Genomic DNA, 17,775 nt, shown 5'->3' with positions numbered 1-17,775 from the left:
GCAGGCCACTTCCGCCTCACACTAGACCCATGACGCTCGACCCGACGCTGACCTCGCTCTCCCCGACCGCTCGCACCACGGTCGGCCGCGGCCGCAACCGGATGGTCGAGGACCGCGCCGAGCTGCACCGGCTGCTCGAGGACGCCCTGGTCGCGCACCTGGGCGTCACGGTCGGGGGGCACCCGCTGGTGCTGCCCACGGCGTACGCCGTCGACCTCGCCGGCCCCGACCTCGACGGGACGCTCTACCTGCACGGGTCGGTCGCCGCCGGCTGGCTCCGCGCCGCGACCGACACCACGGTCTGCGTGACCGTCACCGAGCTCGACGGCCTGGTCGCCGCCCGCTCCGCCTTCCACCACTCGATGAACTACCGGTCCGCCGTCGTCATCGGGGCGGCTCGGCTGGTGGAGGACGTGGCGGAGCGTGGGCACGCGCTCGACCTGATCGTCGACCACATGATCCCGGGACGCTCGGCGACGCTGCGCGCCAGCACCCGCAAGGAGCTGGCGGCGACCGCCGTCCTGGCGCTGCCGCTGCACGAGGCCTCGATGAAGTCCCGCGCCGAGGGCCCGATCGACGAGCCGGAGGACGTCGCGGCCGGCGTCTGGGGCGGTGTCATCCCGGTGCGCCGGGTGGCTGACGCGCCCGTGTCCGACCCGGCGACGAGCGGACCGGTCCCGGTCGACGTCGTACGGCGGGCCGCGTCTCTATAGGCTGCGCGCATGACCCAGCGCACCCTCGTCCTGCTCAAGCCCGACGCCGTCAAGCGCGGCCAGGCCGGCGAGATCATCCGCCGCATCGAGGCCAAGGGCTATGCCCTGGTGGCGCTCGAGCTCCGCAGTGCGACGCCCGAGGTGCTCGCCGAGCACTACGCCGAGCACGAGGGCAAGCCGTTCTACCAGCCGCTCGTCGACTTCATGCTGTCCGGCCCGGTCGTCGCGATCGTGCTGGAGGGCGAGCGCTGCATCGAGGGCTTCCGCTCGCTGGCGGGTGCGACCGACCCCACGGTGGCCGCCCCGGGCACCGTCCGCGGCGACCTCGGCCGCGACTGGGGCCTCAAGGTGCAGCAGAACCTGGTGCACGGATCGGACTCCCCGGAGTCCGCCGAGCGCGAGATCGCGATCTGGTTCCCGCACCTCTGACCCGACCTCTGGTCCTTCCCCCGGCCTGACCTCCGGGCTGACGTCCGGACTGACCCCGCGATTTCGCAGGTCACGCCGCGTGTCCTCCCCGCCCCGCACGCCCGTCGTTCGTAGCCTGGTGTCACTTCTTCCCCACCAGCACCACCCGACTCTCACCGGGCGGGCGTCAGCGACAGGGCGTCACATGGCGAACAGCTTCATCGGCCGGGACATGGCCGTGGACCTCGGGACCGCCAACACCCTCGTCTACGTGCGCGGCAAGGGCGTGGTGCTCGACGAGCCGAGTGTCGTGGCGATCAACGACAACACCGGCGAGATCCTCGCCGTCGGCCACGAGGCCAAGCGGATGATCGGGCGCACGCCCGACAACATCGCCGCGATCCGGCCGCTCAAGGACGGCGTGATCGCCGACTTCGAGGCGACCGAGCAGATGCTGCGCTACTTCATCCAGCAGGTGCACCGGCGGCGCTACTTCGCCAAGCCCCGGATGGTCATCTGCGTGCCGAGCGGCATCACCGCGGTGGAGCAGCGCGCGGTCAAGGAGGCCGGCTACCAGGCCGGCGCCCGCAAGGTCTACATCGTCGAGGAGCCGATGGCCGCCGCGATCGGCGCCGGTCTGCCGGTCCACCAGCCGACCGGCAACATGGTCGTCGACGTCGGTGGCGGCACGACCGAGGTCGCGGTGATCTCGCTCGGTGGCATCGTCACCAGCCTCTCGATCCGCACCGCCGGCGACGACCTCGACCAGGCGATCGTCGCGTGGATGAAGAAGGAGCACGCGCTGATGCTCGGCGAGCGCACCGCCGAGGAGGTCAAGATGACCCTCGGCTCCGCGTTCCCGATGACCGACGAGCCGGAGGCCGGGATCCGCGGCCGCGACCTGGTCTCCGGCCTGCCGCGCACGGTCGTGGTGTCCAGCGCCGAGGTGCGCCAGGCCCTCGAGGAGCCGCTGCACGCGATCGTCGACGCCGTCCGCTCCACCCTCGACCAGACGCCGCCCGAGCTGGCCGGCGACATCATGGACCGCGGCATCGTGCTCACCGGCGGCGGTGCCCTGCTGCGCGGACTCGACGAGCGGCTGCGCCACGAGACCGGCATGCCGGTGCACGTCGCCGAGCACCCGCTCACCTCGGTGGCGATGGGGGCGGGCAAGTGCGTCGAGGAGTTCGAGGCGCTCCAGCAGGTGCTGGTCAGCGACCGCAGGCGCGTCGGATGAGTCGCCGCGAACGCCGGTGGCGCGGCCCCCTCCACGACCAGCAGCGTCCCTCGCGGGGTCTGCTGGTCGCTCTGGTGCTGGCCTGCCTCACCGTGATGAGCCTCGACTCGCTCTCCGCCTCGCCGATCGACCCGGCCCGCCGCGCCGTCGGGGAGGTCTTCGGCCCCGCCGAGGTCGCCTCGGCCGGCGCCGTGCGGCCGTTCACCGCCGTACCCCGCTGGTTCCGCTCGCGCGACTCCATGCAGCAGGACCTGCTGGACCTGCAGGCCGAGAACTCCGACCTGCGCTCCAAGGTCGCGACGCAGGACTACGACCGCAACCGGCTCGAGGAGTACGACGGCCTCACCGCCGCCGCGAAGAGCCTCGGCTACTCGCTGGTCCCGGCCCGGGTCGTCGGCCTGGGCCCCTCGCAGTCCTTCTCCCGGACGGTGACGATCGACGCCGGCTCGGACGCCGGCGTCCACCCCGACCTGACGGTGGTCAACAACGACGGACTGGTCGGCCGCGTCCTGCGGGTCACCCGCTCCACGGCGACGGTGCTGCTCATCGTCGACGCCGACTCGGTCGTCGGCGGCCGGGTCGGGCGGAGCATGGAGGTCGGCTTCCTCCACGGCCGCGGCGTGCTCGGCCACGACGGCCGGCTCGACCTCGAGCTGGTGGACGACACGGCGGTGCCCGCCAAGCACGACACCGTGGTGACCTGGGGGAGCGAGGGCGGTGGACCGTACGTCGCCGGCGTGCCGGTCGGGCGGATCACCACGGTCTACAGCAGCCTGCGCGAGACCGCCCAGCGCGCGGTCATCGACCCGTACGTCGACTTCGGTGCCCTCGACCTGGTCGGCGTCGTCGTACCCACCGGCACCTCGAGCGACCGGTCCGTGATCGAGCCCGACGGAGGCCTGCGGTGAACGCCGTGCGTGCCCTCGTGGCCGCCGCGGCCGTCTGCGTCGCCCTGGTCCTGCAGGTGACGTTCTTCCCGCACCTGGCGTGGGACGGCATCGTGCCCAACGTGTGCCTGCTCGTCGTCGTCGGCGCCGCGCTCACCCGCGGACCGGAGTTCGCCGCCGTCCTGGGCTTCGTCGCGGGCCTCACCCTCGACCTCGCCCCACCCGCGGACCACGTCGCCGGCCGCTGGGCGCTGGCGCTGGTGGTCGTCGGGTACGTCGCCGGACGGGTCCGTCGCGACTCCCAGCCGGGCGCGGGCACGGTCCTCGCGACCGTCGCCGCGTCGTCCTTCATCGGCACCTCCGTCTTCGCGCTCTCCGGCCTGGTGCTGCGCGAGCCCGCGATCGGCTTCGGCGAGCTCCTCGAGGTGGTCCTGCTCGGCGTGGTCTGGGACGTGCTGCTCACGCCGCTCGTGCTGCCGCCGGTGATGGCCATGTTCCGTCGCCTCGAGCCGGACCGGTCCCTCGCCTGATGTCTGCCCCCCAGTCGGCGCAGCGCTCCGGACGCCTGCGGCTCCTTGTCATCCAGGCCCTGGTGTTCTCCCTCTTCGCCACCCTCTTCGTGCGTCTCTACTACCTCCAGGTCGTCGGCGGTGAGGAGTACCACGCGCAGGCCACCTCGCAGTCGGTGCGCGAGGTCGTCGTGCAGCCGCAGCGCGGGCTGATCGTCGACGACATGGGCCGGCCGCTGGTCGCCAACCGCACCTCGTGGGTCGTCTCGGTCGACCGCAGCGTGCTCGCCAAGCTCACCGACGACCAGCAGACCGTGCTCCTCAAGCGGGTCGCCCAGGTCGTGCACGTGCCGGCCGCGCGGATCCGCAAGACGCTCGTCACCTGCGGCGAGGCCGGCTCGGTGCCGGGCGTGTGCTGGAACGGGTCGCCGTACCAGCCGGTGCCGGTCGCGGGCGACGTCAAGAAGGCCGTGGCGCTGCGCATCCTGGAGCAGCCCGAGGACTTCCCGGGGATCGTCGCCGAGCAGCAGAGCGTGCGCGCCTACCCGCAGCCGTACGGCGTCAACCTCGCCCACGTGCTGGGCTACCTCAGCCCGATCACCGGTGACGAGTTCGACCAGGCGAGCACGGACGGCGACACGTCGGTCAACGCCGCCTCCTCGGTCGGCCGCGCCGGCATCGAGAAGGAGTACGACCGCTGGCTGCGCGGCATGCCCGGCTACAAGAGCGTCGCGGTCGACTCGATGGGCCGGGTGCTCGGCGACGACGGTGAGGTCGCCGGCCAGCCGGGGGACACCCTGGTCACCAGCATCGACGCCAAGGTCCAGGGCATGGTCGAGAAGCAGCTCGCGGACACCATCGCGCTGGCCCGCACGACGTACGACCCCGTCAGCCACAAGAACTACGTCGCCGACTCCGGGGCAGCCGTGGTGATGGAGGCCAAGACCGGCCGGATCGTCGCGATGGCCAGCCAGCCGACGTACGACCCCGAGACCTGGGTCGGTGGGATCAGCAAGAAGCAGCTCGCCCGGCTCTACTCGGTCAAGGCCGACAACCCGCTGCTCAGCCGCGCCACCCAGGGACAGTTCGCGCCCGGCTCGACGTGGAAGCCGATCATGACCGTCGGCGCGCTCAACAACGGCTTCTCCCCGGACACCCGCCTGGACTGCTCCTCCGGGCTCCAGGTCGGCAACCGCTGGTTCAAGAACTACGAGTCGGAGTCGTACGGCTCGATCGGCTTCGACCGGGCGCTGCAGCTGTCCTGCGACACGTTCTTCTACCGCGTCGGGCTGAAGTACTGGCAGCAGTACGGCTCGGACCCGACCAACGTCAAGGCGAAGGACCCCCTGGTCGCCCAGGCGAAGGACTTCGGCTTCGGCAAGGAGACCGGGATCGACCTGCCCGGTGAGGCCACGGGCCGGATCGCGGACCGGAAGTGGAAGCTGTCCTACTGGAAGTCCATGAAGTCCTACTACTGCAAGATCGACGACGACGGGTCGAGCAAGCGCGACTTCCTGCACCTCTTCGCCCACGAGTTCTGCCTCGAGGGCAGCAACTACCGGGCCGGCGACGCCGTCAACTACTCGATCGGCCAGGGCGACACGATCGTCACGCCGCTCCAGCTGGCCCGCGCGTACGCCGCGCTCTCCAACGGCGGCACGCTCTACGAGCCGCGGATCGCCAAGGCCGTGGTCAGCGCGGACGGCAAGCTGCTGCGCACGATCAAGCCCCACGTGCAGGGCAGGGTCGACGCCTCGGCCGCCAGCCTGCGCTACGTGGACCAGGCGCTCCAGGGCACCCCGAAGGTCGGCACGCTGGCCTGGAAGTTCACCGACTTCCCGCTCGACCGGGTCAAGATCCGCGGCAAGACCGGCTCGGCCGAGGTGCAGGGCAAGCAGTCGACCTCGTGGGTCGCGACGTACGACAAGAACTACGTGGTCATCATGATGGTGACCCAGGCCGGCACCGGCTCGGGCACGGTCGGTCCCGCCGTCCGCGCGGTGTGGGAGTCGCTCTACGGCATCGACGGCACGAAGGTGAACCCCGAGCACGCGGCGATCGACGGCACGACGCCGCCGGCCGGGCTGCCGACGTTCATGCGGGACGGCACGATCCTGCCCCCGACCGGCACCGCGAAGAAGAAGGGGGACTGACGTGCCCGTCGCCACCCGCACGGCCGTGAAGTCGCCGACCTCGGCACCGCCGCTGCGCCACGCCCCCCGGCTGGACTGGATCCTGATGGTCGCCGTGCTCGCGCTGGTGACGCTCGGGACGCTGCTCGTCTGGTCGGCCACCAGCCACCGCGAGGACCTGACCGCCGGCGACACCACGGCGTACCTCCGCAAGCAGCTCGTCAACGTCGTCATCGGGATCGTGCTGATGCTCGTCGTGCTCGTGACCGACCACCGCTGGGTCCGCATCATCGCGCCCGTGGTCTACCTGGGGTCGGTGGCCGGCCTGGTGCTCGTGCTGGCGATGGGCAGCACGATCAACGGCTCGCAGTCGTGGCTGCAGGTCGGCGGGATGTCGATCCAGCCCTCGGAGTTCGCCAAGCTCGCCGTCGTCATCGGGATGGCGCTGTGGGTCGCGGAGCGGGCCGACGTACGACGCAGCCGGGGTGCTGCCACCTCGGCCGGCACCGGTCTGGGCGACGTCCTCGGGATGCTCATGATCGCCGGGGTGCCGGCGGTGCTGATCCTCCTGCAGCCCGACCTCGGCACGATGCTCGTGCTGTCGGCGACCGTGCTCGGGGTGGTCGCCGTCTCGGGTGCCCCGCGCCGGTGGCTGGGACTGCTGATGGCGGGCGGCGTCACCGCCGCTGCGGCCGCGGTCGCGGCCGGCTTCCTCAAGCAGTACCAGCTCGACCGCTTCCTCGCCTTCACCAACACCGACCTGGACCCCCGCGGCGCCGGCTACAACACCGAGCAGGCCCGGATCGCGATCGGCAACGGCGGCGTCTTCGGCCAGGGCCTCTTCGACGGCTCCCAGACCCGGGCCGGCTTCGTGCCGGAGCAGCACACCGACTTCGTCTTCACGGTCGCCGGCGAGGAGCTCGGCCTGGTCGGCGCCGCGCTGCTGATCGCCCTGCTAGGCATCGTCATCTGGCGGGCGCTCGCGATCGCGGCCCGCACCGACGACGTCTTCGGCCGCCTCGCCGCGACCGGGATCGCCTGCTGGTTCGGCTTCCAGGCGTTCCAGAACATCGGGATGTGCCTGGGGATCATGCCGGTCACCGGCGTGCCGCTGCCCTTCGTGTCGTACGGCGGCAGCTCGATGTTCGCGGGCATGCTGGCGATCGGGCTGCTGCAGAACATCGACCTGCGCGCCCGGACGGCGCCGGCCGCCCGGCTGAGCCCGTCTCGCGGAGGCGTCGGCCTCAGGGGCTGATCGCCAGGAAGATGAAGGCCGCCATCAGGGACAGGTGGACGAAGCCCTGCAGGGACTTCGAGCGCCCCGGCACGACGGTCAGGACCGACACGATGACCGAGACCAGCAGCAGCACCATCTGCGTGGGCTCGAGGCCGAGCGTCAGCGGGCCGTCGAGCCAGATCGTGGCCACGGCGATCACCGGGATCGTCAGGCCGATGCTCGCCATCGCCGAGCCGTAGGCCAGGTTGAGGCTGATCTGCACCCGGTTGCGCGCGGCCGCGCGGCCCGCGGCGATGGACTCGGGCAGGAGCACGAGCAGGGCGATGACGACGCCCACGAAGGAGTGCGGGGCGCCGGCCGCCTCCACGGCGTCCTCGATCGGGTAGGACTCCACCTTGGCCAGGCCGACCACCGCCACCAGCCCGAGCAGCAGCAGCGCCAGGCTGGCGATGGCCGCTCGGTCGCTCGGCGGGTCCGCGTGCCCGTCGCCGTCGAGGTCGACCGGCCCGTCGATCGGACCGGACGCCGACGGCTCGCCGTTCGAGGACCCGGGCCCCGTGTCGACGGCCAGGAAGAAGTCGCGGTGCTTCACCGTCTGGGTGAAGACGAAGATGCCGTAGAGCCCGAGCGACGCCACCGCGGCGAAGGTCAGCTGGGAGGCCGTGAAGTCCGGCCCGGGGGTGGAGGTCGTGAAGCGCGGCAGCACCAGCGTCAGCGTCGCGAGCGCCACCACCGTCATCAGCGCCGACCCGGCACCCTCCGGGTTGAAGACCGCCATCCGGTACTTCACGGCCCCGATCAGCAGCGACAGCCCGACGATGCCGTTGAGCGTGATCATCACGGCCGCGAAGACGGTGTCGCGGGCGAGCGCCGAGGTGTCTCCCGTGCCCCCGGCCATCAGGGTGACGATCAGCGCCACCTCGATCACCGTCACGGCGACCGCGAGCAGCAGCGACCCGAAGGGCTCGCCGACCCGGTGCGCGACCACCTCGGCGTGGTGGACCGCCGACAGCACCGCTCCGATGAGGAAGATCCCGACGGCGACGGCGGCGACCGTCCCGGGGTGACGACCCCAGGCCAGGGCCAGGACCACCAGCGCCGCGACCGGCGCGAGCGTGGTCCAGCTGAGCCAGGGCGACTTCACGGTGCTCATGGCTGAACCCTACGGACCCGGGCGCGGCCGGGATCGGCGCCGTCCGCGGCCCGGGGCACCACAATGGGCGCATGCCCGACTACGGCCAGGAACTCCAGTTCGGCACCTTCCTCACCCCGGACGCGTCGCGGGCCGACCGGGTCGTCGAGCTCGCGCTGCTCACCGAGGCGGCCGGGCTCGACCTCGCGACCGTCCAGGACCACCCCTACCAGGGGCGCTTCCTCGACGTCTGGGCGCTGATCGCGACGATCCTGGCCCGGTCCTCGACGCTGCGGGTCACCACCAACGTCAGCAACCTGCCGCTGCGACCGCCGTACGTGCTCGCGAAGACCGTGGCCAGCCTCGACGTGCTCAGCCGCGGCCGGGTCGAGCTGGGCATCGGCGCGGGCGGCTTCTGGGATGCGATCGTCTCCGCCGGCGGAACTCGTCGTACGCCGGGGGAGGCGCTGTCCGCCCTCGCGGAGGGCATCGACACGATCCGTGGCGTGTGGGCGGACGTCGGTCCGGCGCCGCTGCACGAGGTGGAGGTCTGGATCGGCGCGATCGGCCCGAGGATGCTCGAGCTCACCGGACGGGTGGGTGACGGCTGGCTGCCCAGCCAGTCCTACGTCCCGCCGGACACGCTGGCCGAGCGCAACGCGCGGATCGACTCGGCTGCGGCCGGTGCCGGACGCGACCCGTCCGTGGTGCGGCGGCTCTACAACGTCAACCCTTCCGACGACCCGGCGTGGCCCGAGTGGCTGGCCGAGCTGACCCTGACCCACGGCACCAGCACCTTCATCGTGACCGGGGACGACCCGCGCACCATCCAGCGGTTCGGCACCGAGGTCGCGCCGGCGGTGCGCGAGCTGGTGGACGCGGCCCGAGCCGGGGCGCCGGCCTCGGTCCCGTCGCCGGTGGTGCCCGCGGTCGAGGTGAGCGGCGGCGACGCCGTACGTCCGACCCCCGACGACGGCGTACGCCGCAGCGCCGTGTCACCGTGGGACGAGTCGACGCGGCCGACGTACGCGTCAGCCCATGCTCCGCTGGCCTGGACGGCCCAGGAGCGCGCCGCCGGTCAGCACCTGGTCGACGTGCACGACCACCTGCGCTCGGAGCTGGCGCAGCTCTTCGACCTGATCGCCCAGGTGGAGGCGGGCACGCTGGAGGCGGGCGCGGCGCGGTCGCTGATCAACACGATGACGATGCGCCAGAACGACTGGGCGCTCGGCGCCTACTGCCAGTCCTACTGCCGGGTGGTGACGACCCACCACACCATCGAGGACACCTCGATGTTCCCGCACCTGCGCTCCAGCGACGCCGCCCTGGTGCCGGTCATCGATCGGCTCGAGGACGAGCACCACGTGATCGCGAGCGTGCTCGACGGGGTCGACCGGGCGCTGGTCGCCGTGGTCTCGTCGCCCGACGGGCTGGCGGCGCTGCGAGCAGCCGTCGACCTGCTCGCCGACACCATGGGCTCCCACCTGTCCTACGAGGAGACCCAACTGGTGGAGCCGCTAGCGCGCTACGGGTTCTACTGAGCGCTCGCTGGCCCACAGCCGGAAGAGCAGGTACGCCGAGGCGGCGTCGAGCAGGTGCCAGGCGGCGTGGCCCTGCAGCAAGGAGTGGGGGTCGCACCACCACGACTTGGTGACGTTCCAGATCGCGAACGCCACCAGGATCGCGGCCAGGGCGCCGGCGCCCCACCACAGGTCGGTGCGCGTGCGGTCGGCACGCCGCCACAGCCGCACCTCCACGATCACCGCGGTGAGCAGCAGCGCGGCGAAGGCGATGTTGCCGGCGAAGTCCACGACCGGCACCTGGCCGTCGTACAGCCCGGCGAGCTCGCAGGCCGCGACGAAGAGCAGGAACAGCTGCAGGAAGAGCACCCGGCCCTGGCGGTACCACCGCATCAGCGCGTAGGCGGCGGCGAACGCCGCGACCAGGTACATGCTGAGCAGGTCGAGGTCGCCACCGCGCTCGGACTGGGTCGCGTGCATCGCCGCGCTCGCCGGCCCCAGGAAGACCACGACGCAGCCGTACGCGGTCGCCAGCGGAGCGTGCGCCGGCAGCACGTCACCGAGCCGGTCGACCCGCCCGGCGTGCCAGCCGATCACCAGCCCGGCGACGACGAACCCGAGGTTGGAGAACGAGTTCGCCGGCTGCTTCACCCAGCCGTCGCGCGCCGCCTCGCAGAAGTTCGCTCCCCGCCCGACGTCCGGACCCAGCCACCCCGCCCTGATCGCGATCACCAGCAGCCCGATCGACACCACGGCCGTGAGCGCGGCACACGCCAACGGGCGCAACGACCTGGTCGGCATGTGCCGACCCTAGGGCCATCCACCCCTCCGGTGGGCGAGGTGCGGTACGTCGTCCGGTGGTTGAGGTGTGAGGGCCGCCAGGCCCGAGCCTCGAAACCCCGGAGGTGCGGTACGTCGTCCCGGTGGTTGAGGTGCGAGGGCCGCCAGGCCCGAGCCTCGAAACCCCCGCAGCGTAGGCAGGGCAATGAGCGCGGCTTGCAGGTCGGCTGGGCTCGTTCGCCGACAGGCCGACTACCTGGGTACGGCGAACAGTGGTTGCGGTCGCCGGCCGGGCTGAGGGTCCCGGTGGTTGAGGTGCGAGGCGCGCTAGCGCCGAGCCTCGAAACCCCCGCAGCGAAGAAGTGGCGATGAGCGCGGCTTGCAGGTCCGCTCGGGTCGTTCGCCGACAGGCTGGCTACGCGGGTACGGCGGCCCGTGGCTTGCGGTCGCTGGCCGGCCTACCGGTGGTTGAGGTACGAGAGGTACGGCGCGCCTCGGTCCACCGGTGGTTGAGGTGCGAGGGCCGCCAGGCCCGAGCCTCGAAACCACCCCTGGACGACACCCGGTTCCTGCGGTTCGAACGCTGATGGACACCCCTCCACAGGCCGTCAATGCAGGTGTGGATGAACTCCTCGGATCGTGACCTCTTCGTGACCCAGAACCCTGTGAAAACAGGGGTTCTGAGCCGCTCACTGTCGGTGGTCAGTGCTTGGCTAGAACCATGACCACGATGACCACACCCCACCACCAGGTGGCATTGGCGACCGCGCAAATGCGTGCTGTTGCCGACGCCCTGGTGAATGCGTCGGTGTGGTCGATGAGCGCTTCCGAAGCCGCCTCCACGCTGGTCGAGCTCACGCGCCTGGAGGCCCAGGTTGTGGAGCTCAAGACCCGCGTCGCCACGCACGCCGACGAGGTCCAGGTCGGCACCGACGTCGGAGCCACCAGCACGTCGAACTGGTATGCCCACCAGACCCGGGAGACCAGGTCAGCGGCATACCGGATCGTGCGCCGCGGCTACGACCTCGGCATCTACGACCGGGTCCGATCAGCCCTCGCTCGCGGGGACCTGCGGCCCGAGCAGGCCGACGTCATCATCCGTGCGATCAAGGCGCTCCCGGCCGGTCTGGACCCGGAGCTGCTGATCAAGGCCGAGGAGCACCTTGTCACCGCCGCGGAAGAGCACGACGCGAAGCGCCTCACCATCCTGGGGCGCCGGCTCCTCGAGGTCATCGCCCCTGACCTCGCCGACCAGCACGAGTCAGACCTCCTCGAACGAGAAGAGGCCAAGGCAGCACAAGCATGTCGGCTCACGATGAGCGACGACGGCCACGGCAAGGTCCACGGCCGGTTCACGTTGCCCGCGTTGCAGGCAGCCGAGCTGAAGAAGATGCTCCTCGCGCTCGCCGCGCCCAAGCACCTCGCCGCCACCCACGGCCCCGGCGTCGAACGCAGACCCGGACCCGAGCGGATGGGCCGAGCCTTCGCCGAGCTCATCGAAAGGATCAGCGCCAAGGAGCTCCCGCAGGTAGGTGGCAGGGACGCGACGATCGTGGTCACCATCGACCACGACACCCTCCTCGGCCGGCTGCACAAGGCCGGGATCCTCGACACCGGCGAACGCATCAGCCCAGCCGCAGCCCGCCGGTTGGCGTGCACCGCGAAGATCATCCCCGTCGTCCTCGGCGCCGACTCCGAGATCCTCGACGTCGGCAGGGCACGCAGGTTCTTCACCAAGGCCCAGCTCACCGCCATGTCCATACGCGACGGAGGCTGCGTCACTGAGGGCTGTGACTGGCCACCGTGGATGTGCCACGCCCACCACTGGACCAGATGGACCGACGGCGGACCTTCCGACCTCGACAACAGCGGACTGCTCTGCCCGAGACACCACGCCCGCGCCCACGACCCGACGTTCGAGATGGCAAAGCACCACAACGGCAAGGTCACCTTCACCCGACGCCAATAGGGTGCGGGGGTGTCACTTCCGGTCTTCGAGTTCTCGTTCCCCGGCCCGTTGCGCGACCGCCTCGTCGCCGCCGTGCTCGACGGGTCCAAGACGTCGACGACCGGGCTGTTGCGCGGCTACGAGGTCGAAGGCGCTCCGTTGCGGGAGGTCGGCTCGCGCGCGGCCGTCATCGACTCCGACGGCCGCCAGGTGGCGGTCATCGAGATCACGAGCGTGCGCGTCGTGCCCCTGGGCGACGTGGACCTCGCACACGTGCTCGACGAGGGGGAGGGGCTGACGACGGTGGCCGAGTGGCGGTCGGTGCACGAGGAGGGCTGGCACAGCGACGCCGAACGAGCTGAGCTCGGTGATCCGACCTTCACCGTCGATGACACCACGCCACTCGTGCTGCAGCGCTTCCGGCTCGGCGCCGACCTTCGCTGAGTCACCGGACGACCACCACTGTCGGTGCGGTGTGGGAGGTTGACGGCGTGGACCTGGCGGTGGACCTGAGTGCGCGCGGGGACCGCGCGACCGCGATCTACCGTGCGCTCCTCGGGGCGGTGCGCGGCGGTCGGCTGACGACCGGGGACCGGTTGCCGCCCACCCGGACGCTGGCGCAGGATCTGGGGGTCTCGCGCAACACCGTCGCGCTCGCCTACGAGCGGCTCGTGGCCGAGGGATTCCTCGAGTCACGGGTCGGGGCGGGCACCTTCGTGGCCGCGCTGGCGACACTGCCGGTGCGGGCGGAGCGGGGCGGAGTGCTGCGACCTCGGGCCGGCTGGACGTTCGTGCCGACGCAGGTGAGCGGGGAGAGCCCGCCGCCGCCGTACGACTTCCGGGTCGGCATCCCCGACGCCTCGCTCTTCCCGTACGACGCGTGGCGCCGGCTCCTCACCGCGGAGGTGCGAGCCGGGGCGCACCATCCGGGCACGTACGCCGCGCCCGGCGGGCACCCCGAGCTGCGCGCCGCGATCGCGCGCTGCATCGCGCTCAGCCGCGGCGTCTCCGCCGATGCCGATGACATCGTGGTCACCCACGGCACGCAGCAGGCCCTGGACCTGGTGGCCCGGGTGCTGGTCGAGCCGGGTGACGTCGTGGCGGTCGAGGACCCGGGCTACCCGCAGGCGCACGACGTCTTCGCCTCCCACGGCGCGCGCGTCGTGCCGGTGCGCGTCGACGACGAGGGGCTGGTTGTCGACGAGGTGCCGCCCGAGGCGCGGGTGGTCTACACGACGCCGTCGCACCAGTTCCCCTACGGCCCGCCGCTCTCGCGGCGCCGCCGCGAGGCGCTGCTCGACCTGGCCGACCGCCACGGCATCGCGATCGTCGAGGACGACTACGACAGCGAGTTCCGGTTCGTCGAGGGGCCGCTCGAGACCCTGCACGCGCTCGACCGCCACGGCCGGGTGCTCTACCTCGGCACCTACTCCAAGACGCTGGTCCCGGCGCTGCGCGCGGGGTACGTCGTCGTGCCCGAGTCGCTGCGCGCGGCGCTCCGAGCCGCGCGCCAGCTCGCCGACGGGTACGGCGACCCGGCCGTCGAGGTGGCGCTGGCCCGCTTCATCTCCGACGGCCTGTTCGCCGCCCACGTGAAGCGCGCGCGGACGGCGTACGCCGAGCGCCGTGACCTGCTGCGGCGCGAGCTCGACCACCGGCTGGGTGAGGTGATCACGGTGGTGCCCTCCGCGGCGGGGCTGCACGTCACCGCCGTGTTCGCCGATCCGGGCGTCGACGACGTGGCGCTCGCGAGGGCGTGCGCCGCGCACGGGGTCGCGGTCGACGCGCTGTCGGCGTACGCCGTGGGACCGGGGCGCCGGTCCGGCCTCGTGCTGGGCTACGGCGCGCTGCGCGTGGACTCGATCAGACCGGGGTCGGCGCTGCTGGCTCGGTGGGTCGAGGAGACCGTGCCATCCAGATGACCGCGGCGACCCCGACGACGAGCTGGGGCAGCAGGTGCTGGCCGACGAGCCCGAGCAGCAGCAGGGCGGAGGCGAAGGCGACCATCGCGCCGCGGCGCACCCAGGTGCCGCGTGGCAGCAGCCGGAGCGCGGCCGCGGTGCCGACGACGTACACGAGCGCGAACGCCCCGGTCACCAGGAGCATCGTGCGCTCGATCGCGACGCCGGTCAGGGCGACGGCGAGCAGGGTCGCGAAGGCCCCGGCGGTGACCACGGCCAGCGAGCGCCGCGGCACCTCGCCCGCCGACGACCCGCGCGCGAACCACACCGGCAGTGACCCGTCGCGCCCCAGGGCGGCGCCGAGGCGGGCGCTGCCGGCGAAGTAGGCGTTCATCGCGCCGAGGGAGAGCAGGACGGCGACCACGGTGGTCACGCCGCGGGCCGGCTCGCCGAACCCCAGGACGAGCAGGTCGGAGAGCGGCGCCTTGCTCGAGCTCTCACCGAGCACCGCGACGGTCGCGAAGGCGACGCCGAGGTACATCACGCCCATCACCACCAGGGCGATCGCGGTCGCGCGGGTGATGTCGTGGGCCGGGCGGCGGTACTCCGAGGACAGCGACGTCACGACCTCCCAGCCGGCGAACGCCCAGATCAGCAGCGCGGCCGCCGGGCCGATCGCGGACCAGCCGTGCGGCGCGAACGGGGTCAGGTTGGCGCTGCTGGCGTGGGGGAGCGAGACGGCCGTGGCGACGAGCAGCAGCACCGCGAGCGTGGCGGCGATGACGAGCTGGACCCGGCCGGAGACGCGGACGCCGTACCAGTTCATCACCGCGACCGTGCCGATCAGCAGGCCCGAGGTCAGCAGCTGCGTCTCGCGACCGCCGCCGAGGCTGTCGGCGACGTACGCGCCGGCGAACCCCGCCGCTGCCGGTGCACCGAGCGGGATCGCGAAGTAGAAGCACCAGCCCGTCACGGTGGCGACGCGGCTGCCGAAGGCGCGACGCGCGTACGTCGCGACGCCGCCGCCGTCGGGGTAGCGGGCGCCCAGCGCGGCGAAGGTGGTGGCCAGCGGCACCGACAGCAGCACCAGGACGAGCCACGCCACCAGCGAAGCCGGGCCGGCCTGCTGGGCGGCCAGGCCGGGCAGCGAGATCACGCCGGTGCCGAGCACGGCGCCCAGGGTCAGTGCGGCGCCCTGCCAGACGCCGAGGCCGCCCGTGGCCAGGGGGTCGTCGACCGGGATGGGATCGGGCGTCAGGGAGGTGGTCACGGCTCGACGCTAGGGCCGGCGGACGGGTCGGCGCTGGGCCAATCCGGGGTCGTCCACCTGGGCCAGCCGGCTCAGCTGCCGGCCGAGATCTTCTCGATCAGGGCCGTCGTCGAGATCGCGGGCGTGCGGGTCAGGTAGACGACCTCGCAGACGTCGCGGAACTCGTCGAACCGGCCCTGCCAGTCGTCGCCCATGACGAGCACGTCGGCGTCGTACTGGCGGATGTAGTCGCGCTTGAGCTCGAGGCTCTCCTCGGTGAACACCTCGTCGACCGGCTTGAGCGCGGCCACGATGGCGAGCCGCTCGGCCTGGCTGAAGACCGGTTCGCGACCCTTCTTGCGCATGTTGAGCGCATCGGCGGAAACCCCGACCACCAGACGGTCGCCGAGGGCGGCCGCCCGCTCGATCACCCGGAGGTGCCCCACGTGGAACACGTCGAACGTGCCGAAGGTGATGACGGTGCGAGACATGCCGCAGATTCTGGCACGCCCAGGAGTAGGGAAGGATGGCGGGAGATGACTGCCCCGCTGACCATGATCACCCCCGACCCGGACGCCGACGCGCGCCGGCGCCAGGGCCTGCGACGGATGCGCTCGCTCGCCGTCGGGCTGCTGGTGCTCGCGGCCGTGGTGTACGTCGCGACGCTGGGCCTGGACGGGTTCTGGGGCTTCGTCAACGCGGGGGCCGAGGCCTCGATGGTGGGTGCGATCGCGGACTGGTTCGCGGTCACCGCGCTCTTCAAGCACCCGCTGGGGCTGCCGATCCCGCACACCGCGCTGATCCCGAAGCGCAAGGATGAGCTGGGCCGGTCGCTGGAGGAGTTCGTCGGCGAGAACTTCCTCCAGGAGGAGATCATCCGCGACCGCGCCGCCGCGGCGACCATCTCGCTGCGGGTGGGCCGCTGGCTCGCCGTACCGGCGAACGCACGGCGGGCCGTCGACGAGGTGGCCGAGGTCGCCGGGGCCGCGCTGGGCCGGATCCAGGAGGAGCACGTCGAGGAGCTGGTGCGCGACGTGCTCGTGCCCCGCTTCCACGCCGAGCCGATCTCACCGCTCCTGGGCAGCCTGCTGGACGAGACGGTCCGCGACGACCTGCACCACGGGCTGATCGACCTCGCCCTCGACGAGCTGCACGGCTGGCTGGTGGCCAACCCCGACGCCGTCGCGGAGATCCTGGGGGAGCGGGCGCCGTGGTGGGCGCCGACCCGCGTCAACGAGGCGGTCATCTCGCGGCTGCACCGCGAGCTGGTCAACTGGGTCGAGGACATCCGGGAGGACCCGCGCCACCACGCCCGTCAGGCGCTCGACTCGATGCTGGCCAAGCTCGCCGACGACCTCCTGCACGACCCGGTGACCCAGGACCGCACGGAGCGGCTCAAGGCGCGGCTGCTCGACCAGCCCCAGGTGGTGGCGTCGGGGGTCTCGCTCTGGAACGCGCTGCGTCGCAGCGTCCAGGCCTCCCTCGCCGACGCGGACGGCCCGCTGCGCAGCCGGCTCGTGGCCGAGACGACGTCGTTCGCGGAGCGTGTGGTCGCCGACCCGGCCCTGCGAGCCCGCTTCGACGGACTGGTCGCCGACGCCGCCGTCTTCGCCGTCGACCGGTACGGCGCCGAGCTCACCGCCGTCATCACCCACACCGTCGACCGCTGGGATGGCAAGGAGGCCGCCCGCCGGATCGAGCTCCAGGTCGGTCGCGACCTCCAGTTCATCCGGATCAACGGCACCATCGTCGGTGGCCTGGTCGGCGTGCTCATCCACACCGTCTCGGTGCTGATCGGCTGAGCCCGCCCGTCGAGAGGGCCGTCGGTCGCCGCTCGACGGAGGCGGAGCACAATGGGTGCCATGTCAGAGCCCTACGACGTAGCCATCCGGGACCAGTCGATCCGGCTCGGCCAGTTCCTCAAGCTCGCCAACCTGGTCGACTCCGGGTCGGAGGCCAAGCCGGTGATCCAGGACGGCGCGGTGCTCGTCAACGGCGAGGTCGAGACCCGCCGCGGGCGTCAGCTGGTGCTGGGTGACGTCGTCACCCTCGGGCCCCAGTCGGCGCGGGTGGCCGACGAGAGCGCCGACGACGGGCTGCCCTGGTAGGCGACCCGCCGCCG

General features: G+C 72.1%; 17 protein-coding genes. 13 read left to right on the top strand and 4 right to left on the bottom strand.

All coding sequences use genetic code 11. The annotated features are described in order from the left end of the window. Nucleotides 1–29: 29 nt before the first annotated feature. The 7 genes from N542_RS0102095 (at nucleotide 30) to rodA (ending at nucleotide 7,141) form a co-directional block, all read left to right on the top strand. Nucleotides 30–713, top strand: coding sequence for a pyridoxamine 5'-phosphate oxidase family protein (locus tag N542_RS0102095; RefSeq protein WP_028642518.1), 684 nt, complete (start codon nucleotides 30–32; stop codon nucleotides 711–713). A 9-nt stretch (nucleotides 714–722) separates the two neighbouring features. Beyond that, complete coding sequence (gene ndk, locus N542_RS0102090) at nucleotides 723–1,142, top strand: nucleoside-diphosphate kinase (protein WP_028642517.1); 420 nt, start codon at nucleotides 723–725, stop codon at nucleotides 1,140–1,142. A gap of 184 nt (nucleotides 1,143–1,326) precedes the next feature. Continuing rightward, the gene (locus N542_RS0102085; RefSeq protein WP_028642516.1) at nucleotides 1,327–2,358 is read left to right on the top strand and encodes a rod shape-determining protein; all 1,032 of its coding nucleotides are present in this window, start codon (nucleotides 1,327–1,329) and stop codon (nucleotides 2,356–2,358) included. Next, a complete protein-coding gene (mreC, locus tag N542_RS0102080; protein ID WP_028642515.1) occupies nucleotides 2,355–3,266 on the top strand; it encodes a rod shape-determining protein MreC in 912 nt (303 codons plus the stop codon). The genes N542_RS0102085 and mreC overlap by 4 nt, the downstream gene beginning before the upstream one ends. Before the next feature lie 5 nt (nucleotides 3,267–3,271). After that, nucleotides 3,272–3,775, top strand: a complete 504-nt coding sequence (gene mreD, locus N542_RS0102075) for a rod shape-determining protein MreD (protein ID WP_231482379.1) — start codon at nucleotides 3,272–3,274, stop codon at nucleotides 3,773–3,775. Next, a complete protein-coding gene (mrdA, locus tag N542_RS0102070) occupies nucleotides 3,775–5,907 on the top strand; it encodes a penicillin-binding protein 2 (protein ID WP_028642513.1) in 2,133 nt (710 codons plus the stop codon). Before mreD ends, mrdA begins: the two co-directional genes overlap by 1 nt. A gap of 1 nt (nucleotide 5,908) precedes the next feature. Further along, the gene (gene rodA / locus N542_RS0102065; protein ID WP_028642512.1) at nucleotides 5,909–7,141 is read left to right on the top strand and encodes a rod shape-determining protein RodA; all 1,233 of its coding nucleotides are present in this window, start codon (nucleotides 5,909–5,911) and stop codon (nucleotides 7,139–7,141) included. Here the strand turns inward: rodA and N542_RS0102060 are convergent. Next, on the bottom strand, nucleotides 7,131–8,276 hold the full coding sequence (locus tag N542_RS0102060) for a calcium:proton antiporter (RefSeq protein ID WP_028642511.1): 1,146 nt from the start codon (nucleotides 8,274–8,276) through the stop codon (nucleotides 7,131–7,133). The genes rodA and N542_RS0102060 overlap by 11 nt on opposite strands. A 71-nt stretch (nucleotides 8,277–8,347) precedes the next feature. On the opposite strand from N542_RS0102060, the gene N542_RS0102055 reads away from it, so the two are divergent. Next, the gene (locus tag N542_RS0102055; protein WP_028642510.1) at nucleotides 8,348–9,796 is read left to right on the top strand and encodes an LLM class flavin-dependent oxidoreductase; all 1,449 of its coding nucleotides are present in this window, start codon (nucleotides 8,348–8,350) and stop codon (nucleotides 9,794–9,796) included. Here the strand turns inward: N542_RS0102055 and N542_RS0102050 are convergent. Next, nucleotides 9,773–10,576, bottom strand: a complete 804-nt coding sequence (locus tag N542_RS0102050) for a ceramidase domain-containing protein (protein WP_036505963.1) — start codon at nucleotides 10,574–10,576, stop codon at nucleotides 9,773–9,775. The genes N542_RS0102055 and N542_RS0102050 overlap by 24 nt on opposite strands. A gap of 796 nt (nucleotides 10,577–11,372) precedes the next feature. On the opposite strand from N542_RS0102050, the gene N542_RS26280 reads away from it, so the two are divergent. From N542_RS26280 to pdxR, 3 genes are read left to right on the top strand one after another with little or no spacing between them, the layout of a single operon-like run. Beyond that, a complete protein-coding gene (locus N542_RS26280) occupies nucleotides 11,373–12,524 on the top strand; it encodes an HNH endonuclease signature motif containing protein (protein ID WP_231482376.1) in 1,152 nt (383 codons plus the stop codon). A gap of 9 nt (nucleotides 12,525–12,533) precedes the next feature. Further along, on the top strand, nucleotides 12,534–12,947 hold the full coding sequence (locus N542_RS0102040) for an ASCH domain-containing protein (RefSeq protein WP_028642507.1): 414 nt from the start codon (nucleotides 12,534–12,536) through the stop codon (nucleotides 12,945–12,947). A 47-nt stretch (nucleotides 12,948–12,994) separates the two neighbouring features. Continuing rightward, on the top strand, nucleotides 12,995–14,425 hold the full coding sequence (pdxR, locus tag N542_RS0102035) for a MocR-like pyridoxine biosynthesis transcription factor PdxR (protein ID WP_028642506.1): 1,431 nt from the start codon (nucleotides 12,995–12,997) through the stop codon (nucleotides 14,423–14,425). Here the strand turns inward: pdxR and N542_RS0102030 are convergent. Together N542_RS0102030 and N542_RS0102025 are read right to left on the bottom strand one after the other, a co-directional pair. Then, nucleotides 14,367–15,674, bottom strand: coding sequence for an APC family permease (locus tag N542_RS0102030; RefSeq protein WP_155992819.1), 1,308 nt, complete (start codon nucleotides 15,672–15,674; stop codon nucleotides 14,367–14,369). The two genes, pdxR and N542_RS0102030, sit on opposite strands and share 59 nt — an antisense overlap. A 71-nt stretch (nucleotides 15,675–15,745) precedes the next feature. Next, nucleotides 15,746–16,144, bottom strand: coding sequence for an adenylyltransferase/cytidyltransferase family protein (locus N542_RS0102025; protein ID WP_028642504.1), 399 nt, complete (start codon nucleotides 16,142–16,144; stop codon nucleotides 15,746–15,748). Nucleotides 16,145–16,189: 45 nt separating this feature from the next. Between N542_RS0102025 and N542_RS0102020 the strand changes: the two genes are divergently transcribed. After that, entirely contained in the window at nucleotides 16,190–17,455 is a 1,266-nt protein-coding gene (locus N542_RS0102020) for a DUF445 domain-containing protein (protein ID WP_028642503.1), read from the top strand. A gap of 60 nt (nucleotides 17,456–17,515) precedes the next feature. After that, entirely contained in the window at nucleotides 17,516–17,761 is a 246-nt protein-coding gene (locus N542_RS0102015; protein ID WP_036506100.1) for an RNA-binding S4 domain-containing protein, read from the top strand. Nucleotides 17,762–17,775 lie beyond the last annotated feature (14 nt).

The sequence above is a fragment of the Nocardioides sp. URHA0020 genome, from assembly GCF_000620705.1.
Classification (GTDB): domain Bacteria; phylum Actinomycetota; class Actinomycetes; order Propionibacteriales; family Nocardioidaceae; genus Nocardioides.
The sequence above is the reverse complement of the archived record's forward strand: the minus strand, read 5'-3'. Positions and strand labels throughout refer to the sequence as shown.

Excerpts from the sequence above, each read along its gene's own strand:
- N542_RS0102095 (WP_028642518.1), top strand. The coding sequence starts at position 30 with ATGACGCTCGACCCGACGCTGACCTCGCTCTCCCCGACCGCTCGCACC.
- ndk (WP_028642517.1), top strand. The coding sequence starts at position 723 with ATGACCCAGCGCACCCTCGTCCTGCTCAAGCCCGACGCCGTCAAGCGC.
- N542_RS0102085 (WP_028642516.1), top strand. The coding sequence starts at position 1,327 with ATGGCGAACAGCTTCATCGGCCGGGACATGGCCGTGGACCTCGGGACC.
- mreC (WP_028642515.1), top strand. The coding sequence starts at position 2,355 with ATGAGTCGCCGCGAACGCCGGTGGCGCGGCCCCCTCCACGACCAGCAG.
- mrdA (WP_028642513.1), top strand. The coding sequence starts at position 3,775 with ATGTCTGCCCCCCAGTCGGCGCAGCGCTCCGGACGCCTGCGGCTCCTT.
- N542_RS0102060 (WP_028642511.1), bottom strand. The coding sequence starts at position 8,276 with ATGAGCACCGTGAAGTCGCCCTGGCTCAGCTGGACCACGCTCGCGCCG.
- N542_RS0102055 (WP_028642510.1), top strand. The coding sequence starts at position 8,348 with ATGCCCGACTACGGCCAGGAACTCCAGTTCGGCACCTTCCTCACCCCG.
- N542_RS0102050 (WP_036505963.1), bottom strand. The coding sequence starts at position 10,576 with ATGCCGACCAGGTCGTTGCGCCCGTTGGCGTGTGCCGCGCTCACGGCC.
- N542_RS26280 (WP_231482376.1), top strand. The coding sequence starts at position 11,373 with ATGAGCGCTTCCGAAGCCGCCTCCACGCTGGTCGAGCTCACGCGCCTG.
- N542_RS0102025 (WP_028642504.1), bottom strand. The coding sequence starts at position 16,144 with ATGTCTCGCACCGTCATCACCTTCGGCACGTTCGACGTGTTCCACGTG.
- N542_RS0102020 (WP_028642503.1), top strand. The coding sequence starts at position 16,190 with ATGACTGCCCCGCTGACCATGATCACCCCCGACCCGGACGCCGACGCG.
- N542_RS0102015 (WP_036506100.1), top strand. The coding sequence starts at position 17,516 with ATGTCAGAGCCCTACGACGTAGCCATCCGGGACCAGTCGATCCGGCTC.